Here is a 23,227-nt window from a genome sequence, read left to right on the forward strand (position 1 = left end):
ACAAGGCGGATAAAATAAAAAAAACAGCGAAACAAGTGTTATACCCCCACCGATTGAGGGTGTGTCGCTGTGATGAGTTATGACACACTCTCAGTCGGTGGCAGCAAAAATTTTATCTTTTTTATTTCTCCAGACCGTCTAAATCAATCTCTACGCTCACATCTGTTCCTTTGCCTGGAACAGAACTTAGAGTCAGAACTCCTTTCAGGTTTTCCACACGTTCCTTTATGATAACCAGACCAATTCCCGACTTTCCGGTTTGTTGTTCAAAACCTTTGCCATTGTCAGCTATTGTCAACTTTATCCTGTTTCCTTCCCGAACAAGAATAATCTCAATATGGGTGGCCTGCGCATGTTTCAGTGCATTGCTTGTAGCTTCCTGTACAATTCGGTAAATCTCCAATGCCACTTTCTGCGATAAATGGTCGAATCCCTCCTCCGGTTCAAGCGCCAAAGTCAGCTCGGTCTGTCCCGGTTGATTACGCTGACAGACATAATCCTGAAGAATCTCCGACAGGGAAGCATACTTAAAGACAGGCGGCATCAAATCATGTGAAATTCCCCGCACTTCGGTTTGCAAAGCCTGCAATGTATCCAAAACCTCTTCCCTACTACTCGTCCCGTCAGCAATTTTCATTTTAATAGCCAGTAATTCGTTCGAAACATTATCATGGAGCTCTTTAGCCAAACGGTTTCGCTCTACCTCCAGGCCCTCAAGATAATACTGCACTTTACGCTGTTGTGCCTCATGCACCAAGGCTTGAAATTCGCGTTCCCTCTCCTCCAGCTTCGCCTTCTGCAATTCGACTGTCAATTCCGTTTCCTGCTGTTTCAGTTTGGCAATCTGTAACATTCCCTCATGAATACGCTGACGGGAACGATAACGTATCAGCAACAGAACAATCGTAATCAGCGCCAATACAATCAGGGTGACAGAGAGAATATTAATCCACTTGTTCTTTTCATTGATAGCCGTAAGCTGCTTCACCACCCTCTCTTTTTCGTCCAGACTATATTGTGTCCGTAACTTCTGAATAGTCTTACTACTGTTTTTATCAAACAACCGGGTTTCATATTTCAATGAATTGCGGGCAGCCTCCAGAGCTTTATTATAAAGCTCCTGTTTCTCGTACACCTTGGCCAATAAGGTATAGAAATCAATCAAAGAGTGATAATAATCCACCTCCTGTTCTTCATTCATTTTTTTCAGTTCATGCAATCCATCCTGCAGATGCCTCTCGGCCAATTCATAATCCGCCTGATAATAGGCAATCACCCCCGAAACATAGCTAAGTGACACGTTTGCATCGATCTTTTTAGGATTCATCAGTTTTTTACCCGTTTCAAAACATTGTTCCGCTTCCTTTATCTTACCGGCTTCACTATAGACAACTGCCTGATGCAAATAATTATCGGATATCACGTAGCCCACATCATATGGATTCTCGGTTGATGTGTATACTTCGAAAGCTTCCTGATTATATTTTGTCACAGAGTCCAATAAATCCATCCGGTGTTCATTTTGATATAAAGCATAGAAATACTTTGCTTTTAGGGTCCATTTCAATATCTGCTGAAAAGGGAAGTCTACCGGTAAATCCTTCATTGCTTCCGACAATTCATTTAATCCCTCATCATCTTGCCACATCGAATAAATGATAGAAAGATCATAATAAATCTCCGTTAAGATTGCCGGCTTCACCGCATTGCGATTAAAATACTCGGCAGCCTGATAATAATTTTCATGCGCTTTTTCCATCAGGTTCTTATTCGAATAATAGATTCCGGCAATATAGTGCATCATACCGGCAATGTTATTGTTTTCAAACTTTCCCTTGTTCATAAAAGCACTATCCAGATAGTTTTTAGCCTCAGCCATGTGCCCAAGTTGATTTTCGAACATGGCTACAATGGAATAAAGACGGGTAACGACCGCTTTATCCTCCACCTCTTTCGCTTCCGGAATCAATTGCTTCAGCACAGCGATCTGATGTTCCCGCGAAAGATGTTCGATATCCCCGGTCATGTAATAACGTTCCATCAAAGGAATTTTTTTATTTTTCATCAGATTCATAATCGAATCATACTGTGCGGCATCATCTTGTGCATCGGCCGCTACAACGTAGCAAAATAAAAATAAGAAAACAGATAGTAGTTTCTTCATAAGTAAATAATAATTAAAGTGTAATACTCTGACATTTTCTTCTGTCACTCTGCCAACCGAAGGTTAAGCCTTGTGTTAGTCACAAAAGTACAAATAATATAATTGGAGCAAATTAAAATCAAACATAATTTCAATAAACAAATATGCCGATAGAGTCTGCACATGTCCCTTTGCAGTCTCTATCGGCATATCCGTTTATTGGAATGATATCAATAACAATTATTTTAGTCTTCCGGATTCATGGTAGAAAAAGAAAGCTTATTTAAATCATTCGTTTTTTTTCCTTTCAACGTAATCAAAATAACACCATGTTCGGCCTTATCTCCATAGATCTTTACAGATTCTCTGTCTTTCAGCACACTGATCGACTCAATCATATCCGGATTGATTGCCTCCATTTGTTCGCCGGTTATCTCTTTTCCATCTACCATAATCAGCGGTTGAGGCTGAAAATCGGTCTGCCTGGTTGCAAACAGAGACAATCCACTTCTTTTCAATCCATCCGAGATAGTAAGTGCATTCGGAACAGATACCGTATCCAACTGCGAAACTTCAATGACCATCTTCGCCGGAACATCCTTTTTCACGGTGTCCACTGCTACTCCGATCTTTTTTTCCGGCACTTTTTTCTCCACTATTTGCTTTAAATCATTAACTTTGACGACCGAAATTTCTTCCATCTTACCAGAAATTTCAGGACGTGCAAATGCAGTCACAGCAATGGCGGCCAAAGGAAGTACATACAAATACTTCAATCGTGCCCAAGGATTTGATTTTTCTTTTAACATCATAGTGATACGTTTTTTAAGTTTACTGTGATTAAAGCTGTTGGCCATAGAGTAGAGCCTTGTGCCAACAGCTTTCTTTATCAGTAATAACTGATATTGCTTAGCATTGACACCTTCCCTTATCACCGTTTCATCAGCCTCGTACTCATGTATATTCTGCAGTTCCTGCTTCAACAGCCAGGAAGCCGGATTAAACCATTGAAAGAAAATACAGATATCCGCAATCAGTAAATCGACAGAATGCCGGTTACAGATATGAGCCGTTTCATGGATTAGTATTTCTCGACCGTCTTCTTCTAAATCTTTCTTAGAAATAACAATGTATTTCATCCAGCTAAAAGGAGAAATTTTGCTCTGATGGGTCACTAAAGTTATTCCATTTTCCATCTTTTCTTTCTTGCCCGACCTCAACAATGCCAGCAAACGGCTCAGGGAATAAAGATGGCGGCACACCAAAAAGAGGATGCCTGATAAATAGATTACCAAAATGATCTGAATGCCCGATACGGATCCCCCTTCTGCCTGTGCCACCCCAGATGCCGGCATATCCGCCATCATCAATAGTTGTTCGATAGTAAGCATCGTCTGATGCATTTCTGTCTGTTGGGTAGTAGTCAGTTGAATCAGAGGCAGCAACAGTGAAAGCAGCAAAAGAGCCAACAGAGCAATTCGGTTGAACCGGTGAAACGTCTCCTTGCTCAGCAATAAACGATAAAACAGATAAAAAATCGCCAAACAAACAGATGACTTCAGTATATAGACAAAAAAGACTCCCATACTATTCAATTATTAAAAATCCGGTTTCTACCCCATTTTAGTCCTCATTTCCCCGTTCTACCTCCTGAATCAGTTTTTTGAGATCATCGAGTGAAATATCTTCTTCCTTCACCAGTGACGAAACGGCACTGAGATATGAATTATTGAAATATTTACTAATCACACTCTTCAACGTGCGTTTACTAAAGTCGGACTCACTGACAACCGCATAATATTGGTAAGTATTACCATAAGTATGGTGTGCCAGAAAACCTTTCTCCTCCAATCCACGCACAATAGTAGACAAGGTATTGAAATGTGGCTTCGGCTCATCATAGAATGCCAACATTTCTTTCACAAACAAAGGACCTTTTTCCCAAAAAAAGCCCATGATTTCCTCTTCTTTAGCTGTCAATCCTTTCATAACTTTTCATCTTTTACATGCAAATAACGAAAAGATTTAGTTCAAAAACTAATTTTAGCAGTTAATTAAAACTAAAGCTGATAGTTTTATGATAAAGCATAAACAGTGAAACATTCCCAACTGGTAAAGTGTTATTTCATACATTTTTTAACCGTTTGCTATGCTAATTCAAAAAAAATTCTCACCTTTGTAGTGTACTACGTTTTTTGAATTTTATTAGAGACAATAGAAAGCAAACTTTCTGTCTTACAACAGCCAAGAGCATATAATTTAGTTATATGCTTGCGGCTTTGTCATAAAGACAACGGTTCTGCCCCCGTGATTAGGTTGTAATGGCCTAAACTGCATGCTTTCTATCCTCTGGATTCAAATATGCGTAGTACAGCGGATCAGCAGGGCCGTTCATTTTTCCCTGTCTATTTACGTTTAAGCCATGGGCAAACCTACTATCAAAATATTATATTTCCACCGTGGGAAAACCGACTCAAATGATTATTACAGATTGGATTACATTATCCAACGAGGCAGGAAGATTCTATACTATGCCACAGAAACCAAGGACTTTGAATATTCAGACTGCTTCACTTCTTCCTGTTTAGCCGAACGGAAAGAAACTATTCTTGATACAGCCAAATACATTTTCAAAGTTCACAAAGTGAAATATTCCCGCCTGATATTAAATCCAGGCTACTCTTATATCACTAAATATAAATCCCGTATCCGACAGATGTGCACCGCCACCCGATTCTGTAAATCTGATATTATCTGGACGACGTGTCCCCGGAGTTTCATTCCTATTTCAAAGATTCCATTTTCATTTTAGTTTTTTCTTTCAGTTTAAACCTTTATATACATCCTTAAATCCAGACCTCTACAACAAACTCAACCAGTTGATGTGAACCGCTGTTTCTTTATTGCCCCCCGTAAAGAGCAGCGGTTCTTTTTATCCTACCAATCAAGCAAATAAACATCTTTAATTTGCTCTACTTGTAAATCACCGTATATCAATATCTTACGTTTTATCTCACCATCGTTATTCCGGCCCGCGTACCCGGGCTCATGGGCCCAGGTATGCGGGCTCATGGGCACACATACGCGGGCTCATGGGCCCGGGTATGCGGGACGAGATAAGGACCGCACCATTTCCTATTAAACAACGAAGAAAAACAAAATACTTTAAAAGATATATTTGCTTAAAATGCGCACAATTCGCATTTGTCATTCAAACACTTACGTAAAATATCACCTTAAAACAGAAGGTGGAAGATGGAAGATGCGGGTGGAAGATAAATGGCTGAAAAACGCGATCTTCCACCCATTCAACAGCGTGATTATTAAACAGATAGATCTTAAAAGGTGGAAGATGGAAGATCGAAAATCATTTTTTGCAGGAGAGGGTATTTCAAATCCGGAAAGTGAACGATATGGTCACGCAAGAGGGTGAAGATTTCAGGTATCCGCAACTATACGGCATATTTTCAGCTACTTGCATGCGTTTCCCGAAATTATCACGTACCTTTGTACCCCCGTTATAGAATTACTTAATTATGAACCTGAATACTCCGGTAGAAATTCCATCTGGATTCATCCCTATCAGCCATGCCCAGCAACTGCTGATTATGGGTTCCTGCTTCGCAGAGAACATCGGAACCCTGCTTGCTGAAAATAAATTCCAGATCGACATCAATCCATTTGGTATCTTATATAATCCACGATCCGTCTCAATGGCTTTGCGCGAAATCATCAGCCAAAAGCAGTACAAAGCATCCGATCTGTTTCTGCATCGCGAATGTTGGCACAGCCCGATGCATCACGGTTCTTTCTCCGCCGCTACCCTTGAAGATACCTTACGGAATATCCAAGCCCGTCTGGAACAGGCACATAAAGAGCTGAAACAACTTGACCGGCTTATGCTGACCTTCGGCACCGCATACGTATACGAACAAAAAGAGACAGGAAAGGTAGTAGCCAACTGCCACAAATTGCCTGAAAAGAGTTTTATACGCCGCCGCCTTGAGATAGACGAGATAGTAGAAGACTATACCCTGCTGTTGGACGAATTGCTCTCTTTGAATCCTCAACTAAAAATCTTGTTCACAGTCAGCCCCATTCGCCACATACGAGACGGAATGCATGCCAACCAGCTCAGTAAAAGCGTGCTGCTGCTTGCCATAGACCGGCTGATGCAACGTTATCCACAGGTCACTTGCTACTTCCCTTCTTATGAAATAGTATTGGATGAACTTCGGGACTATCGCTTCTATGCAGATGATATGGTACACCCATCCACGTTGACCGTCAATTATCTATGGGAGCGTTTTTCGGAGACTTTCTTCACCCCCGAAACCCAAAACCTGATCAAAGAGTGTGAAACGATACGAAAAGCGATTGCGCACAAACCTTTCCATCCCGAGTCGGAAGAGCATAAAAGATTTTTAGGACAAATTGTGTTAAAAATAGAACGACTTAACGGAAAATACCCGTACTTAGATTTCGAAAAAGAAACAAACATGTGCCGACTGGCGCTTCAATAAATGTGCAAACATGCCAATGCTTTAATATTATGTCATATACAATTGAATCAATCGTTGAAAAAATAGGTGCACGGCGCCTGGGAAACAAGCCTGCTGCCATCGACTGGCTACTGACCGACAGCCGTTCGCTATGTTTTCCGGAAGAGACCCTCTTTTTTGCCATTCCCACCAAAAGGAACAACGGCGCACGCTACATCCCCGATCTTTATGAACGGGGAGTACGCAATTTTGTAGTCACAAGCGAAGATTTCAAAGGGCTCACCATGGACAGTGAGCAACTGAAAGTGACAATGGCTCAGGAATGCAATTTCCTTATTGTCCCCAATACTTTAAAGGCACTTCAGAAATTGGCCGAGCAGCACCGTGGTTCCTTCCAGATTCCGGTAGTCGGCATTACGGGCAGCAATGGAAAGACCATTGTAAAAGAATGGCTTCACCAATTGCTCAGTCCCGACCGGGTTATCGTGCGTTCACCACGCAGCTACAATTCGCAAATCGGTGTTCCGTTGTCTGTCTGGCAAATGAACGAAGAATCCGAACTGGGCATTTTCGAAGCCGGCATTTCCGAAATGGGCGAAATGCGCCCGTTGCAGAATATGATTAAGCCAACGATAGGTATCCTGACCAACATTGGCGGGGCACATCAGGAAAACTTCTTTTCGCTGCAAGAGAAGTGCATGGAGAAACTAAGCCTGTTCAAAGACTGCGATGTAGTCATTTACAATGGCGACAACGAGATGATAAGCAACTGCGTAGGAAAATCGATGCTGACTGCCCGTGAAATCGCGTGGAGCATGAGAGATATCGAACGTCCGCTCTACATCAGCAGGATTGAAAAGAAAGAGGACCATACCGTCATCTCCTATCGCTATCTGGAAATGGACAATACGTTCTGCATCCCCTTTATCGACGATGCATCCATCGAGAACTCCCTGAACTGCCTCGCTGCCTGCCTGTACCTGATGGTACCGGCCGACCAGATCACCGAACGTATGGCTCGCCTTGAACCTGTGGCTATGCGCCTTGAAGTGAAAGACGGAAAGAATAACTGCATCCTGATCAATGATAGTTATAACTCTGACCTTGCCTCTCTGGATATCGCTCTCGATTTTCTTTACCGGCGTTCGCAATCGAAAGGTTTAAAGCGTACTCTCATCCTTTCGGACATCCTGGAAACCGGACAAAGCACGACAACGCTCTACCGCAAAGTCGCGCAATTGGTTCACAGCCGGGGCATTGAAAAAATTATCGGTGTAGGTGCCGAGATATCTTCATGCGCATCAAAATTTGATATAGAAAAGTATTTCTTTCCCGATACCAAAGCACTGCTGAGATCAGATGTAATAAAGAAACTCAGAAATGAAATCATCCTGATAAAAGGCTCTCGCAACTTCGGTTTCGATCTCGTTTCGGAAGAACTGGAGCTGAAGGTACACGAAACTATTTTGGAAGTAAACTTAGGGGCTATGGTAGCCAACCTGAATCATTACCGCTCGATGCTCAAACCGGAAACCAAAATGGTTTGTATGGTGAAAGCATCCGCTTACGGAGCCGGTTCATACGAAATAGCCAAAACCCTTCAGGAACATCACGCTGACTATCTGGCAGTGGCCGTAGCCGATGAAGGTTCCGACCTTCGCAAAGCAGGTATCACGGCCTCCATTATCATCATGAACCCCGAGCTGACTGCTTTCAAAACCATGTTCGACTATAAGCTGGAACCGGAAGTATACAATTTCCATCTGCTCGACGCACTGATAAAGGCTGCGGAAAAAGAAGGGATAACCAACTTCCCCATTCACGTAAAACTGGATACAGGCATGCACCGATTGGGATTCGAAGAGAAAGATATCCCTCAATTGATTCGCCGGCTGAAGAATCAGAATGCGTTGATTCCCCGTTCGGTCTTTTCGCATTTTGTAGGCAGCGACTCTCCCCAGTTCGATGCCTTTACCCGACAGCAAATAGAACGATACGAAAAACTGTCGAAGGAGCTGCAAGATGCGTTCTCCCACAAAATATTGCGCCATATCTGCAACACGGCCGGTATCGAACGCTTCCCCGGTGCGCAGTTCGACATGGTTCGTCTTGGCATCGGATTGTATGGAATCAGTCCGATCGATAACTCAATCATTAACAACACGAGCACCCTGAAAACAACGATTCTCCAAATACGGGAAGTAGCAGAAGAGGACACTGTAGGTTACAGCCGTAAAGGACATTTGGTACGCCCCTCCCGTATCGCTGCTATACCCATCGGATATGCCGATGGTCTGAGCCGCCATTTGGGATGCGGACATGGCTACTGCCTTGTCAATGGCAAAAAAGCCCCATACGTAGGAAATATCTGCATGGACGTGTGTATGATCGACGTAACGGATATTGATTGCCGGGAAGGTGATCAAGCCATCATCTTTGGTGACGAATTGCCGATAACCGTCTTATCGGATGCGCTCGAAACCATCCCTTATGAAGTATTGACAGGCATTTCAACCCGGGTCAAGAGAGTATATTATCAAGATTAACTCCAAAAGATTCAGTCGAAAAAGTGAAAAGTAACGGACATTAACCTCCTCTTGCTTTTCACTTTTCGTTTTTATGAGCCCGGTTTTCGCTTTTATGATTCTGCCTTTCTTTTTTCATTCAAAATAGTCTATCTTTGCACACGAACTAATACAATACCGTTATGACAAACCTTTTTTTATTAGGATTCATGCCCAGTGGTTCCGAATGGATTATCATCCTGTTGGTTATACTCTTACTTTTTGGTGGTAAAAAGATTCCCGAACTGATGCGCGGGCTCGGCAAAGGAGTGAAAAGCTTTAAAGAAGGGGTGAACGAAGCCAAAGAGGAAATAAACAAGGCAAAAGAAGAAATCGACGAACCGGAAAACAAGGAAAAGAAAAACAACTGATATCCCGCTTTATTTTCGTTTCTTGCATCTACCCATAGGACGAAAGATACTGCTTCTTTTTTCACGGTATTAAAGACAGAACGAAAGTAAACTTCAACCGCCTTTCTCGTACAATGGCAGAAATTAAAGAACTGACTTTTTGGGATCATCTGGATGAACTGCGCCGGGTGTTGTTTCGAATTATAGGTGTATGGTTTGTTTTGGCTATAGGCTATTTCATTGCTATGCCCTATCTGTTCGACCACGTCATTCTGGCCCCCTGCCACAACGATTTCATTTTTTACCATCTTCTGCGGGACATCGGACAGGCATTCGACCTTACCGATGACTTCTTTACCCGTGAGTTTAAAGTCAAGCTGGTAAACATCAATCTGGCAGCACCTTTTTTTATTCACATGTCCACCGCTTTCTGGATGTCTGTAGTCACTGCCACACCTTATTTGTTTTTCGAGATATGGCGTTTCATCCGTCCTGCCCTTTACCCTAACGAACGGAAAGGAGTCCGCAAAGCCCTGACCATCGGCACGGTCATGTTTTTTATCGGAGTCCTTTTAGGTTATTTCATGGTCTATCCGCTCACCCTTCGTTTTCTCTCTACCTATCAACTCAGCGTAGAAATAGAGAATCAGATCTCCCTGAATTCTTATATAGATAATTTTATGATGCTGGTGCTCTGCATGGGGCTGGCTTTCGAATTGCCTTTGGTAACCTGGTTGCTTTCTTTGCTTGGATTGGTAAACAAATCATTCCTACGAAAATACCGGAGACATGCCATTGTCCTGATTGTCATTGCTGCCGCTGTCATTACTCCAACAGGAGACCCTTTCACGCTCAGCATCGTAGCTATCCCCCTCTATCTGCTTTATGAAATGAGCATATTGATGATTAAAGACAAAAAAGAAACATAATTATAAATATATCAAACTCTAATTGTAGTATGAAATATTTCTATGCCTTCTTAGGCTTATCGCTTCTGTTTATGAGCTGTTCTTCTTCTGAAACAAAGCCTAAAGATATTATTGAAATAAATATGCCGTTACAACAGGATGATAATATAGTCAAACTGTCCACAATAATAGATTCCATATATTATCTTCCCTTGGAAACTGATGATAGATATCTTATTGGAAACATCGATAAATTAATAGTCACCGATGATTTTTTCTATGTTATCGACAAGGATATCAGCCTTTCAATTTTCTGCTTCAACAAAAAGGGAGAATTCATTAGAAAAATAGGAAACCGAGGCGCTTCTAATAAAGAATATATCTCTATTACAGACGTAAATGTTTATCATGAAAACGTTTATATCTGGGATGGCAGTTCTAAGAAATTATTAATCTACAAGTCCAATGGGACTTTGTAAGTTTCATATCATCGGATTATGCAGCAGAAGCAATAGCCATCTTGGATGATTCCCAAATTGCTTTTTATGGTGATTACAAACATAATTACAAATTTAAAAATAGAGGGAAATATCCCAACTTATTAACTATCAATCTAAACAATAAGAAAACAAATGCCGATTTGTTCTATGAAGAAACCCTATCCACCACCAGTATCACTAGTTTACCTAATAATATTTCCAATAATAAATATCTCATCATACCTTTAAACGACACGATATATTAAATCTCTTCATCCGGAGTGAAAAGAAAATACGTTATAAATTACCGGCAAAAATACAAAAAAGAAAAAGAGAATTACATAGAAAGATTAAAAAGAGAAAAAGTAACAGTAGACGAAGCAATAGCTGGAGAAGGAGCTCAATTTCCTATTACTAATGTTTTCTTCGAGGGAAATAGCTTCTCCTACTTCTTTTACCAGATGGGGTATCATTTTTATTTCGGTTTTTATTACCCGGAATCTCAAACTTATATTGAAGCTTCTGCATACAAGAAAAATCCTATAAAAAATGACATGGATGGTCTCGCTCGGTTTTTACCTCGTACTGTTCATGGAGATTTTCTTTATTGCGCAATGGATCCTTCCGCAATTCTCGAACACACTGAATTGATTCCAATATCTGAAAAGAACAAACTACAGAAACTAAAATCAGAAGACAATCCGGTTATTGTTGCTATGAAAATAAAAAGACAATAGAATTATGTAAAAGATTGGTAGCATTTTTATTATTGTCCTATTGGACTTTTATACATCACTGAATTTTGCTTTTCAAAAAACGATCAACTGAAAAAAGGTGTAGGTATGAAAGAAAGCCAAATAAGAAGTATAGCTATGAATACGACCTCTTTATACACCTCTTCAAAAAAAGACATGATCAGTATTAATAAAATAAACCTCTAAAAACAACAGTATGAAACGTAAATTTCTTTATTTAATCATGATACTATTCATGGCATTAATTGGAGCTTCTTGCAATAATAGCGAAGAATATGATGGAATAGATGGCATTCTTGAAACTAATGTCGAGATCAAGGAAGTAGCTTGCCATTCTGATTCAAAAAAGGATGAAACGGTTTTGGTTTCTTCTTTTTCTGATCTGAAAAGTTTTCAAGTGGAATATTCCAAATATTCAAATGATTTGCCCTTGATAGATTGGAGTAAACAGACTTTGTTAGTTGCAGAAGTCTATACAAATACATTAATGGACAAATGCAATGTATCCGTATATAGAGGAAAAAACAAGTTTACTTTATCAATAGATGTGCTACGAGAGGAATTAATGTCTATGGCATTCGACGCAAAGGCTTATATCATCGTTTTAAATCAGCCGAATGTCGATACAAAAGATATCAAAATACATTTTAATCCACACGCTAAAAAGGAATAATCGGACTTTATCGTCCGATTTGCCCTCCTTCACCATCGATAAACACAGAGTTTACTCCTTCCTACCAATACAACCTATATCGTGGTTTTTCCTGTTCAGTATCATTTGTCTTTATCTATTTTATGAAAAGAGTATAGTAAACAAGAACGGATAAGTTAAGAAAACATAATAACATTGTTTAATTTTGAATAAATGAATCATTTTTTTATAATTGTAACATCAGAATTAAAAACTTAAAATCATGAAAAAAATCGTCATTCCATTCGTCATTATGCTAATAAGCATAAACGTTTATTTCGTTCAACAATCCAATCAAAAAGTAACAGAATCCCAAACAAGACTCAATGATTTTTTTGAATTATCCGCATTTGCTGATGATGGTGAAACTGCCGGACCAGGAGATTACGGTTGCGGAGGTAATCCAACTTTCATAAAAGACAAAGCTTTAAAGTCTTTTGCTTGCCCTAATTTAGAAACCCATAAAGCATGTGGCAAAGAAGAGCAAGTTTGTTGTGACCCTTCTAAAGGTACTGATTGCAAAGGCCTTTTATAACGAATCAACATCATACTATTATTCATGGATTTTTTATGTTCTTATTACCTCACATAAAAAATCCATGTTTTCATTTTAGATTCACTTTTATTCATTATTTATGAAAAATATATTTTTCGTCATACTATTGCTTATTTACTTATGGGGATGCTCACAGCCTATCCCTATAGACAATCAAAACCTTATTATAATAAATGCTCCGGTAAAAAAAGAATCTAATATAAAATTATCCTCACTCGTTGACTCAATATATTATATTCCTTTAGAAACTAAAGATGAATTTCTAATAGGAAACATTGATAAACTTATAGTAACAGACAAAAAAATTTATGTTTTAGATAAAAACATTACTACTGCCACATATTGTTTCGATCAAAAAGGTAAGTTTATCAGAAAGATAGGAAATAGAGGTGCCTCTGATAAAGAATATATATCAATAACCGACATAAATATTCATAATGGGAAAATGTATATTTGGGACGGAGATGTCAATAAACTACTAATATACAATTCAAATGGGGAATATATTAAGACAATAACATCCAAATATTCAGCTGAGACATTTGCTGTTATTAACGATTCAGAAATAGCTTTTTATGGTGATTATAAACACAACCATCTGTTTTTGGAAGAGGACCAATATCCCAACCTACTATTCCTCAATACCCGAAACAAGGACAGTAAATCAGATCTATTTTTCAGTTCAGAATTATCAACCTCAGGAATTTGGGGATTGCCCAATAATCTAACAAACAACAAAAATTTAATTATTCCATTAAATGACACAATCTATCAAATTTTAGATTCATTTCATTTAAAGAGAAAATTCGTTATGAATTATGGAGAGAATTATCAAAAAGCTCAAAGAGAATACATAAAAAAACTAAAATCTGAAAGTGTGTCTGTTGATGAGGCTATGAATATGCTGGGAGATGGAGCACAATTTCCTGTATTGACAGCCTACTATGAAGGTAGTTATTTTTCCTATTTCTTCTATAGAATTGGGTTTCATGCATTCTTCGGATTTTATTATCCGGAATCTCAAACTTATATTGAGGCTTCTGCATACCAAAAAAGTCCTATAGAAAATGACATGGATGGTCTCGCTCGTTTCTTACCTTATGCAGTCCATAAAAATACTCTTTACAGTATAATGGAGCCTTCTTCAATTATGGGTCACACAGAATTAATTCCCGCATCTGAAAAAGTAAAGTTAGAAAAACTGACTTTAGAAGATAACCCTGTAATCGTTGCCATAAAAATGAAAAAAATTTAAGACCATGAAAAGAATAAGTAGTATTTGCATTATCGTCTTATTAATTCTATTATGTATTAGTGAGTTTTCACTCTTCCAGAAAAACAATCACTTACGAAAATTGGTAAGCACAAAAGAGAATCAAATAGGAAGTTTAGCTATGGACAAAGATTTGCTTTTAAATAATATGCAAATGCAATATGCTAACAATGGATACCAATTAAATGACTTTCTACTAACAAATATCACTGGATCTACTTTAAAACTATCCAATCTACTAGATGATCATTATAAAATTATTTTCAGGTTTTCATATTTACATTGCTCCTCTTGCGTTGAATTTGAACTAAAAAACATTATAGAAATCGCCGAAAGGATACCTAAAGACAGAATTATCATCATTGCTGAATATGATAATAAAAGAGGATTTTCTGCTTTTACGAAAGCACACAATATCACTTTACCCATTTATTTTTTAAGTGAGAATACCCATGCCGATAATATCCTGCAAGACGAGAATATCCCCTATGTATGTTTGATGGATAAAAAAATGAAAATTGAACATTTGTTTATTCCCATCAAGGAAGTTCCTATTTATTCAGAACGTTATTACCACCACATCATTCAACGATATTTCTAAGAGATTCATAGGATTCTCACTCTATTTGTCTATTTTTGCTGTATGGAAAATGAGGTAAACGAATCTTTTGAAATCCTGCTTGCAGCCTGTCGGACAGCAGATAGCAATCTGGCGATGGCTTACAAACAGTTGCGTGATTTGCTCGAACGATTGTGCCGGGCACAAATGCAGGATGAAAGTCTTCAGATGACTGACCTTTCGGCACGGATCAGTTTTGTGTCGGCACGGGCAGGGCTGACAATTGTTGAACAAAACCGATTACACACTTTTCGCCTGACCTCAAACGCTATTCTCAATCGAAAAGAGGAACCTGTACGCGAAAAACTGCTGCGGGATGCCAAGACACTTGCTTTCTTTATACGTAAACTTTACGAAGTCGAGATTCCCGGCGAACTCTACCGCTTGCTGCCTCGTGCCGACGCGACGTACCTCGTAGCACCTCCGGCTAAAAAGCGAATAGAACGAATGCGTGTATGCTATCAATATGCCGACGAGCAGTATCTATATGTAACTCCGGTCGATACCATTGCTGACGAATATCTGAGGATACGTTATAATGTGCCGCAAATCAACGAGGAGTTTGCTCAAACCTGCGAAATTTTATGGTGCCATGCACAACTCAACCTACTTGATGTGGCCATTGACGAAACCGGTGTCCTGACTCCTTCGTTCATCGTACTCGAACCGGATTACTTAATCGACATCAGTTCGTTGGCAGAATGTTTTCGTGATTACGGACATCATCCCGCCAACTATGTACTGGCGCGTCTCCAACCCATCGAAAATGCCCGCCCGTTACTGCTGGGAAACATAGCCAACCTCTTCCTGGACGAATGGATTCATGCTGAAAACGAGCCGGACTACAGAGAGTGTATGCAAAAAGCCTTTCGCCGTTACCCGATTGAACTGGCTGCCTGCACCGACCTACGTGACAGAGAGAAGGAACGACAGTTCTTTGACGATTGCAAACTACACTTCGAACATATCCGCGAAGTGGTGACAGACACTTTCCGCGCGCCGGGTTATGAATTGGATAAGACCGATGCAGTGCTCGAGCCCTCGTACATTTGCGAAGCATTGGGACTGCAAGGACGATTGGACTACATGCAGCGTGACATGTCATCGTTTATTGAGATGAAATCGGGGAAAGCAGACGAATTCTCTATCCGCAACAAAGTAGAGCCCAAAGAAAACAATAAAGTACAAATGCTGCTCTACCAGGCAGTACTGCAATACTCGATGGGAATGGACCATCACCGGGTAAAAGCCTATCTGCTCTACACACGCTACCCTTTACTTTATCCGGCACGTCCGTCGTGGGCCATGGTGCGCCGGATCATCAATCTGCGCAACCGGATCGTATCTGATGAATATGGAATCCAGTTACGAAACAGTGTGGAATACACTGCCTCCAAACTCCAAGCCATACGTTCCGACATACTCAACGAACGAGGATTATCCGGCCGGTTCTGGGAACAATATCTCCGCCCGTCCATCGATAATCTATCGCAGAAGCTAACTTCACTTACCCCGCTGGAACAGTCGTACTTCTATGCACTCTATAATTTCATAACCAAAGAGTTATATACTTCCAAGTCCGGAGATGTCGATTACGAAGGACGTACCGGCGCAGCCGCCTTGTGGCTATCTACCCTGACAGAGAAATGCGAAACCGGTGAGATTCTTTACGATCTGCGCATCAAAGAGAATCATGCTGCCGATGAACATAAAGCATATATCCTCCTTGAACAAAAGAAAGACGGTTCCGGAGAAAATAAACTATTCCCGGAACCTAACGAAATATCCTCTGAGGTAGAAAAGGAGGCACAGGCCTTGCCCAACTTCCGTCAGGGGGATGCCATTGTACTTTATGAACGCAATCGGAACGAAGATAACGTCACCAATAAGATGGTATTCAAAGGTAATATTGAATTCATCACAGAAGGAGAGATAGGCATACGCCTGCGTGCCACTCAACAGAATAGTTCCGTACTTCCGCCGGACAGCCTCTATGCGATAGAGCATGACACCATGGATACTACCTTCCGGAGTATGTATCAGGGACTATCAGCTTTCGCTTCGGCAACAAAAGAACGGCGTGACCTTTTACTGGCACAACGAATGCCCGAATTTGAGTACGGGCTTGACAAACAGATTCTAACCGCTCCGGATGATTTTACACGGGTCACACTAAAAGCACTGGCTGCCAAAGACTTTTTCCTATTGGTAGGACCGCCGGGAACGGGCAAGACCTCATGCGCCTTGAAAAAAATGGTGGAAACTTTCCATTGCGAAGCGCAGACCCAAATCCTCCTGCTCTCGTATACAAACCGGGCTGTGGACGAAATCTGTAAAGCCATCTCATCCATTCGGCCGGAGGTCGACTTTATTCGTGTCGGCAGTGAGCTGTCTTGTGACGAAGCTTACCGGCATCATCTGATTGAAAACGAACTTTCTCTTTGTACCCGTCGCTCGGAAGTAGCAGAACGCATCGCCCGTTGCCGTATCTTTGTAGGCACAGTTGCTTCCATCTCCGGAAAACCCGAACTGTTTCGCCTGAAGAGATTCGATGTAGCCATTATTGATGAAGCGACCCAAATCCTGGAACCTCAACTATTAGGTATCCTATGTGCCCGGAGCGAAAATGGAGAGAATGCCGTCGGTAAGTTCATACTGATCGGTGATCATAAACAATTGCCTGCTGTCGTATTGCAAAATACCGAACAATCGGAAATCTATGATGAAAGCTTACGTACCGCCGGACTGAAGAATCTCAAGGATTCTCTTTTCGAACGCCTTTACCGCACCGTACAAGCCTCTTCCGGGGATCTGCTTCCCGACTCAGTATCGGCATCGGCTCCGAACCATCGCTCCTTCGACATGCTTTGCAAACAAGGACGTATGCATCCGGAAGTAGCTCATTTTGCCAATCAGGCATTTTATGAAGGACGCCTGTTACCGGTGGGATTGCCTCATCAAATGGAAGACAACCCAGATGTGCAACGAATGATTTTTCTACCTTCCGAACCCGAACCTCGAGGTACATCGGCCAAAGTCAACCATTCCGAAGCACGGATCGTCGCCCGAATCGCAGCCGACGTTTACCGGCAATATGGTGGAACATTCGACGGAATGCGTACCCTGGGTATCATTACCCCCTATCGGAGCCAAATCGCATTAATAAGAAAAGAAATTGTCAAAATGGGCATTCCGGAACTAAACTCCATTTTAGTCGATACGGTAGAAAGGTTTCAAGGCAGCGAACGGGATGTGATAATCTACTCTTTCTGTGTGAACTATCCTTATCAACTCCGTTTCCTTTCCAACCTGACAGAGGAAAACGGAGTATTAATAGACCGAAAACTAAATGTCGCATTGACAAGAGCACGCAAGCAAATGTTTATCACCGGGGTTCCCCGATTATTGGAACAAAACCCTATTTATGACAGTTTGATAAAATTAATAAAACGACAGAAACCATTATCTTAATTTTGCAGTCCTTAGCTTTTATTCTTTCTTTCTGAACTTCGTTAACACCTCAGTGTATTACAAACCGCTATATTTGCACTACGTTTTTTTCATAGAGATTTAGATTTAAGGTTAGAAGAATTGTGGAAGTCGTGAGACTTCCCTTTTTTTCATCTTAAAGTTTACTTTCTTTTTGAGCAAAAGCATAAAAAGAAAGTAAACCTAAAAAGCCCCTTCGTGAGAAGAGGCTTTTTTTATATCCTATCGTCAGAAATCACCACAGAGGACACGGAGGACACAGAGTTTTAATTTCTTGCTTAGTATATTAAAGAAAATATTCTCTGTGTCCTCCGTGTCCTCTGTGGTAAATCAAATTCAAAGCAGTATAGAATTATACACTTACGGGATGAATCCTAACGTAATCATTCCTCCCATACCAGATAGGCCGAAACCAACCAGTGGTTCAATTTATTGCCATCCACCGCCTGAGCTTCGGGAATACTGACTGTAAAAGTATGCTTGCCAGGAGCAAGTGTACCGATAACAGCTTCTTCGGGCACAACATCCGAACCAGGACACCAGTTGGAACGGGATAGATCTGAAGAAGCCAGAGGCTCTTCCACTTCTTTCTCCGTATATCCTTTCTCGCCAATATAAGAAGCCAGGCGCTTAATCAACCAAACACCGGTGGCCGGATTGAAACGACGGAAAGAAGCACAATCATCACGCCAAGGGATGAAGTTGAGCACCTCTTTTCCATCTATAGAAATGATATTACGTTTTTGCACAAATTCATCTCCCCCGCTATGTCCGCCATGTCCGGTCACTATATATTTTAACCGGATGTTTTTGGCACCCTTCGGAACTGTAAAATCGGTAGATACATCCCTCCGGGCAAAGATATCGGGATAACTTTGTCCCATGTAGTAAACCGTATTCATCAACGGCTCCACATGACGTTTTGGAAGTACGTCACAAGCCAGGCGACTCTCTTTCACATCGATATCCGCATTGACCAAATATCCTTCAGAAGTCCAGGTATCGATATAAATACCGACATAAGCTTCGCCTTCAAGCAACGGATAAAGATCGGTTATATCTTGTTGCCAAGTAACATTGCTTTCCCACTTGGGGATATAAACCGGACGGCGCTTACTGCTCAGCGAATCATTATTATTGCTGTAGTACCCCACACCGAATGGAGTCATGAAACGCATCAACTCTACTGTAGGCAAATAGTCTTTTCCGGAAACGATACCTACCATTTTTTCCAGCTTCAAGCTATCTACCGGCGGAAACTTCGCACCATCACGAGCGATTGTCAACAGATTGACAGCTGATGACTTGGGCAACACAAAACAAGAACCCGACTTATCCCAGCGATCACCGTTGGAAGCAAGGGTAATCTTTAGGTTCACCGACACATTTCGTTTGTATGCAGGAAGAGTTATCTTCTTCAGGATGATACGTCCGTTGACCAGATGATATACACCTGATTCATCCGGCCCGTTATAATTATTAGGATACGTATCAGGAGAGAAACGTACATTCACATTCTCAAATACCGGAACGTGAAGGTCGCCTTTGGCAGGCAGGTTCTTATGTCCTCCCGCCCAAAGCTGAACAGAAAGGAATAGAAAAACGAATAAAGAAGTTAATCTGAAATTCATAAAGGTTTATTTTTTAATTACTTTCAATCACTTGCCCCACTCCACGATAAAGCTTGATAGGACCATCGAGTAACACAGCAATCACAGTGATCTGCTCATCCTGCACACGTTCGGGAATATCGATATAGAGGTTTCCCGGCACCTCACTCCAATAGTTCTTGTTATAAACCTTGTATGGCAACATAGCTCCGTTACCCACTACCCATACACGGTTCACCTTATTGACAAGCCCTTTCACCTCAATCGGTCCGTTTGGCTTATAAGGTAAGTAAAGGTAAAGAATATCGCCTGCTTTATTCAGTGTGGTATACCCTTGAAAATGCTCACATGGAATACCGGCACGGGTCTCGTAGATAGCTTCCTTATGCTTCTTCGTCCAACGTCCGAACTCTTTCAGAACAGCAATCTGTTCAGCAGGAATAGTTCCATCTTCTTTCGGTCCTATATCCAGAAGCAGATTACCACCCATGCTGAGGCAATCGACAAAAGTACGCAGCAGCATGAACGGAGTTTTATAATTGGTATCAGCATGTTGATAGCCCCACGAATCGTTCATGGTCATGCAAAGTTCCCAATATTTATCGGCAGGGCGAACCACAGGAACTCCTTGCTCGGGTGTGGCATAATCGCCATATCCCTGGATACGGGAGTTTACTATAACATTCGGATTAGTGGAACGCAGCAAATTGATGATCCCTTTCGAATCCCAGGCTTCAGCGGTTTGTTCCCAGTCTCCGTCGAACCAATAAAGATCGGGCTTCCAGGTTTTATTCAGTTCAGAAAGCTGTCCGAAATTGAAGTTAACAAACTTAGCCCAACGATCCGGATCGTTTTTGTAACGTACTTCCGTGCGGGTTTTATTAGGATAATCGGGATGCGACCAGTCGAGCAACGAATAGTAAAATCCAAGTTTCAATCCTTGTTTGCGCACCTCCTTCACAAAAGGAGCAATCAGGTCACGCCCGGCAGGAGTGCTTTTCACGGTACTCAAGTCACCCACCTTCGTATCCCAAAGAGCTACACCATCATGATGCTTGGTAGTGATGACGGTGTAACGGGCACCACTTTCCTTAATCAGTTTCACCCATTCCTGAGGATTGTAGGCCGATGCCGTAAATCCTTTCTCCTGAGCCATGTACTCTTCATAAGGAAGGTAATTGTTGAAAAATGACCAGCTCTCAGATACTCCGTTCACAGCATAGATTCCCCAATGAATAAAGATTCCTAACTTGGCCTGGGAGAACCATTCCATTCTTTTCTCTTTCTGAGCAGCCGTTTCCTCAGTAGGAGTCGTTTGGGCGTTCAGCCCAAACCCTAAGAGAAACAAGGCAATAAGGGTAATGATCAATCGGTTGTTTTTCATTTTATTTTAATTATGTTTTGTCTCAATTAAGGCAAAGATAAAATTTCTATCTTGAAATACAAAATAAAAGGAAAAACATAAAAACGAACCGCACATCCTCTGCCTATACCACAATCCGGACCAAATCCGGAATCAGCGCCCTGAGTTATTCATATATTATTTACATTTCAAGCTTCATTAAAGTCTATTTCGTATTGGAAGTACTCCAACGCATCCCAAGAAAGTAAGTCCGGTCTATTTTCAAATCAAACGTATCTCCTATTTTTCAGAAAAACAAACCGTGTGCGAAAACAACATTTATTGTGTTCGATAACGTATTTATTCTTCCTTTTTATGAATTTATCATAAAATAATCTCTGAAAGTATGAAAATAAGTAGCCAATATCATTGGATAACATCAAATAATGCGTATTTTTGGCTCCGAAACAAAACCGGAAAATTTTAAATCAAATAGTATGAATACACTCCAAAACACTGTGGGGAAAATGACAAACTACAGATGGACAATTTGCGCCATGTTATTTTTCGCGACAACAATAAACTACCTCGACCGCCAGGTGCTATCGTTGACCTGGGATGAATTTATCAAACCCGAGTTCCACTGGGACGAATCACATTACGGCATTATAACTTCTGTGTTTTCCATTGTATATGCCATTTGTATGCTTTTTGCCGGCCGGTTTATCGACTGGATGGGTACTAAGAAAGGCTATCTCTGGGCTATCGGTGTATGGTCGGTAGGTGCCTGCATGCATGCATTTTGTGGAGTTGTGACCGAAGAGTATGTAGGCATGCATAGTGCAGCCGAACTGATAGCGGCCACAGGCGATGTAGTGGTAATACTCGCCACTATAAGCATGTATTGTTTTCTGGTTGCACGCTGCATCCTGGCACTTGGTGAAGCGGGTAACTTTCCGGCTGCCATTAAAGTAACGGCCGAATATTTCCCGAAAAAGGATCGGGCATATGCCACTTCCATTTTCAATGCCGGTGCCTCTATCGGCGCTCTGATTGCTCCTTTAAGCATTCCATTACTGGCCAAAGCCTGGGGATGGGAAATGGCGTTTGTTATCATCGGTGCCCTCGGTTTCATATGGATGGGGTTCTGGGTATTCATGTATACAGCTCCTTCTAAAAGCAGATCCGTAAACAAAACAGAACTCGAATATATCGAACAAGACAAACAGGAGAACGGAACAATACCCGCAAAAGAAGATAAGGAAAAGAAAGGCATGACTTTCCGGCAATGTTTTATGTATAAACAAACCTGGGCTTTTGCATTCGGCAAGTTCATGACGGATGGAGTATGGTGGTTTTTCCTCTTTTGGACACCCTCCTACCTGAGCACTCAATTTGATATAAAAACCTCCGAAGGATTGGGGCGGGCACTGATTTTCACTCTTTACGCAATTACAATGCTGTCCATCTATGGTGGAAAGATTCCCACGATTATCATTAATAAAACGGGACTAAACCCGTATGCAGCCCGCATGAGAGCTATGCTGATTTTCGCCTTCTTCCCTCTGTTGGTACTACTCGCCCAACCACTGGGAACCATCTCCCCCTGGCTTCCGGTTATCATGATCGGCATCGGAGGTGCTGCCCATCAATCCTGGTCCGCCAATATATTTTCTACTGTAGGTGATATGTTTCCCAAAAGCGCTATCGCCAGCATTACCGGTATCGGCGGCATGGCAGGTGGAGTGGGTTCGATGATTCTCCAATATTCAGCCGGTAAGCTGTTTGTACATGCAGATATAACTCAAATGGCATTTATGGGCTTCGTCGGTAAACCGGCCGGGTACTTTATAATTTTCTGCATCTGTTCGGTAGCCTACCTCGTTGGATGGATTGTGATGAAGGCATTGGTTCCCAAGTATAAACCCATCATATTGGATTAAAAA

General features: G+C 41.2%; 17 protein-coding genes. 12 read left to right on the forward strand and 5 right to left on the reverse strand.

Going from position 1 to position 23,227, the window contains the following annotated elements:
* Window positions 1–121: 121 nt before the first annotated feature.
* The 3 genes from FDF36_RS13800 to FDF36_RS13810 form a co-directional block, all read right to left on the reverse strand.
* A complete protein-coding gene (locus tag FDF36_RS13800; protein ID WP_220391717.1) occupies window positions 122–2,164 on the reverse strand; it encodes a sensor histidine kinase in 2,043 nt (680 codons plus the stop codon).
* Window positions 2,165–2,388: 224 nt separating this feature from the next.
* Window positions 2,389–3,729: a M56 family metallopeptidase gene (locus FDF36_RS13805; RefSeq protein ID WP_220391718.1), complete on the reverse strand. Its 1,341-nt coding sequence runs from the start codon at window positions 3,727–3,729 to the stop codon at window positions 2,389–2,391.
* Window positions 3,730–3,766: 37 nt separating this feature from the next.
* Window positions 3,767–4,132: a BlaI/MecI/CopY family transcriptional regulator gene (locus FDF36_RS13810; RefSeq protein WP_032537162.1), complete on the reverse strand. Its 366-nt coding sequence runs from the start codon at window positions 4,130–4,132 to the stop codon at window positions 3,767–3,769.
* A 1,547-nt stretch (window positions 4,133–5,679) separates the two neighbouring features.
* On the opposite strand from FDF36_RS13810, the gene FDF36_RS13815 reads away from it, so the two are divergent.
* The 11 genes from FDF36_RS13815 (at window position 5,680) to FDF36_RS13860 (ending at window position 18,311) form a co-directional block, all read left to right on the forward strand.
* The gene (locus FDF36_RS13815; protein WP_220391719.1) at window positions 5,680–6,666 is read left to right on the forward strand and encodes a GSCFA domain-containing protein; all 987 of its coding nucleotides are present in this window, start codon (window positions 5,680–5,682) and stop codon (window positions 6,664–6,666) included.
* A gap of 29 nt (window positions 6,667–6,695) precedes the next feature.
* Window positions 6,696–9,191: a bifunctional UDP-N-acetylmuramoyl-tripeptide:D-alanyl-D-alanine ligase/alanine racemase gene (locus FDF36_RS13820; RefSeq protein ID WP_220391720.1), complete on the forward strand. Its 2,496-nt coding sequence runs from the start codon at window positions 6,696–6,698 to the stop codon at window positions 9,189–9,191.
* A 161-nt stretch (window positions 9,192–9,352) separates the two neighbouring features.
* Entirely contained in the window at window positions 9,353–9,580 is a 228-nt protein-coding gene (locus FDF36_RS13825; RefSeq protein ID WP_220391721.1) for a Sec-independent protein translocase subunit TatA/TatB, read from the forward strand.
* A 113-nt stretch (window positions 9,581–9,693) separates the two neighbouring features.
* Window positions 9,694–10,488, forward strand: a complete 795-nt coding sequence (gene tatC, locus FDF36_RS13830; RefSeq protein WP_220391722.1) for a twin-arginine translocase subunit TatC — start codon at window positions 9,694–9,696, stop codon at window positions 10,486–10,488.
* 29 nt (window positions 10,489–10,517) lie between these two features.
* Window positions 10,518–10,946, forward strand: coding sequence for a 6-bladed beta-propeller (locus FDF36_RS21315; protein WP_259281448.1), 429 nt, complete (start codon window positions 10,518–10,520; stop codon window positions 10,944–10,946).
* 281 nt (window positions 10,947–11,227) lie between these two features.
* Window positions 11,228–11,683, forward strand: coding sequence for a hypothetical protein (locus FDF36_RS21320; RefSeq protein ID WP_259281449.1), 456 nt, complete (start codon window positions 11,228–11,230; stop codon window positions 11,681–11,683).
* 214 nt (window positions 11,684–11,897) lie between these two features.
* The gene (locus FDF36_RS13840) at window positions 11,898–12,374 is read left to right on the forward strand and encodes a hypothetical protein (protein WP_220391723.1); all 477 of its coding nucleotides are present in this window, start codon (window positions 11,898–11,900) and stop codon (window positions 12,372–12,374) included.
* 241 nt (window positions 12,375–12,615) lie between these two features.
* On the forward strand, window positions 12,616–12,927 hold the full coding sequence (locus FDF36_RS13845; RefSeq protein WP_220391724.1) for a hypothetical protein: 312 nt from the start codon (window positions 12,616–12,618) through the stop codon (window positions 12,925–12,927).
* A 100-nt stretch (window positions 12,928–13,027) separates the two neighbouring features.
* Window positions 13,028–14,203 carry a 6-bladed beta-propeller gene (locus FDF36_RS13850; RefSeq protein ID WP_220391725.1) on the forward strand — a complete coding sequence of 392 codons (1,176 nt, stop codon included), beginning with the start codon at window positions 13,028–13,030 and terminating at the stop codon, window positions 14,201–14,203.
* A gap of 4 nt (window positions 14,204–14,207) precedes the next feature.
* On the forward strand, window positions 14,208–14,822 hold the full coding sequence (locus FDF36_RS13855) for a hypothetical protein (protein WP_220391726.1): 615 nt from the start codon (window positions 14,208–14,210) through the stop codon (window positions 14,820–14,822).
* A gap of 42 nt (window positions 14,823–14,864) precedes the next feature.
* The gene (locus tag FDF36_RS13860; protein ID WP_220391727.1) at window positions 14,865–18,311 is read left to right on the forward strand and encodes an ATP-dependent helicase; all 3,447 of its coding nucleotides are present in this window, start codon (window positions 14,865–14,867) and stop codon (window positions 18,309–18,311) included.
* A gap of 401 nt (window positions 18,312–18,712) precedes the next feature.
* On the opposite strand, the gene FDF36_RS13865 is transcribed toward FDF36_RS13860, so the two are convergent.
* Together FDF36_RS13865 and FDF36_RS13870 are read right to left on the reverse strand one after the other, a co-directional pair.
* Window positions 18,713–19,960, reverse strand: coding sequence for a PNGase F N-terminal domain-containing protein (locus FDF36_RS13865; protein WP_220391728.1), 1,248 nt, complete (start codon window positions 19,958–19,960; stop codon window positions 18,713–18,715).
* 13 nt (window positions 19,961–19,973) lie between these two features.
* Complete coding sequence (locus FDF36_RS13870) at window positions 19,974–21,323, reverse strand: alpha-L-fucosidase (protein WP_175636831.1); 1,350 nt, start codon at window positions 21,321–21,323, stop codon at window positions 19,974–19,976.
* 455 nt (window positions 21,324–21,778) lie between these two features.
* Between FDF36_RS13870 and FDF36_RS13875 the strand changes: the two genes are divergently transcribed.
* Window positions 21,779–23,224: an MFS transporter gene (locus FDF36_RS13875; RefSeq protein ID WP_220391729.1), complete on the forward strand. Its 1,446-nt coding sequence runs from the start codon at window positions 21,779–21,781 to the stop codon at window positions 23,222–23,224.
* Window positions 23,225–23,227 lie beyond the last annotated feature (3 nt).

It is taken from the genome of Bacteroides fragilis, assembly GCF_019583405.1.
Classification (GTDB): Bacteria; Bacteroidota; Bacteroidia; order Bacteroidales; family Bacteroidaceae; genus Bacteroides; species Bacteroides fragilis_B.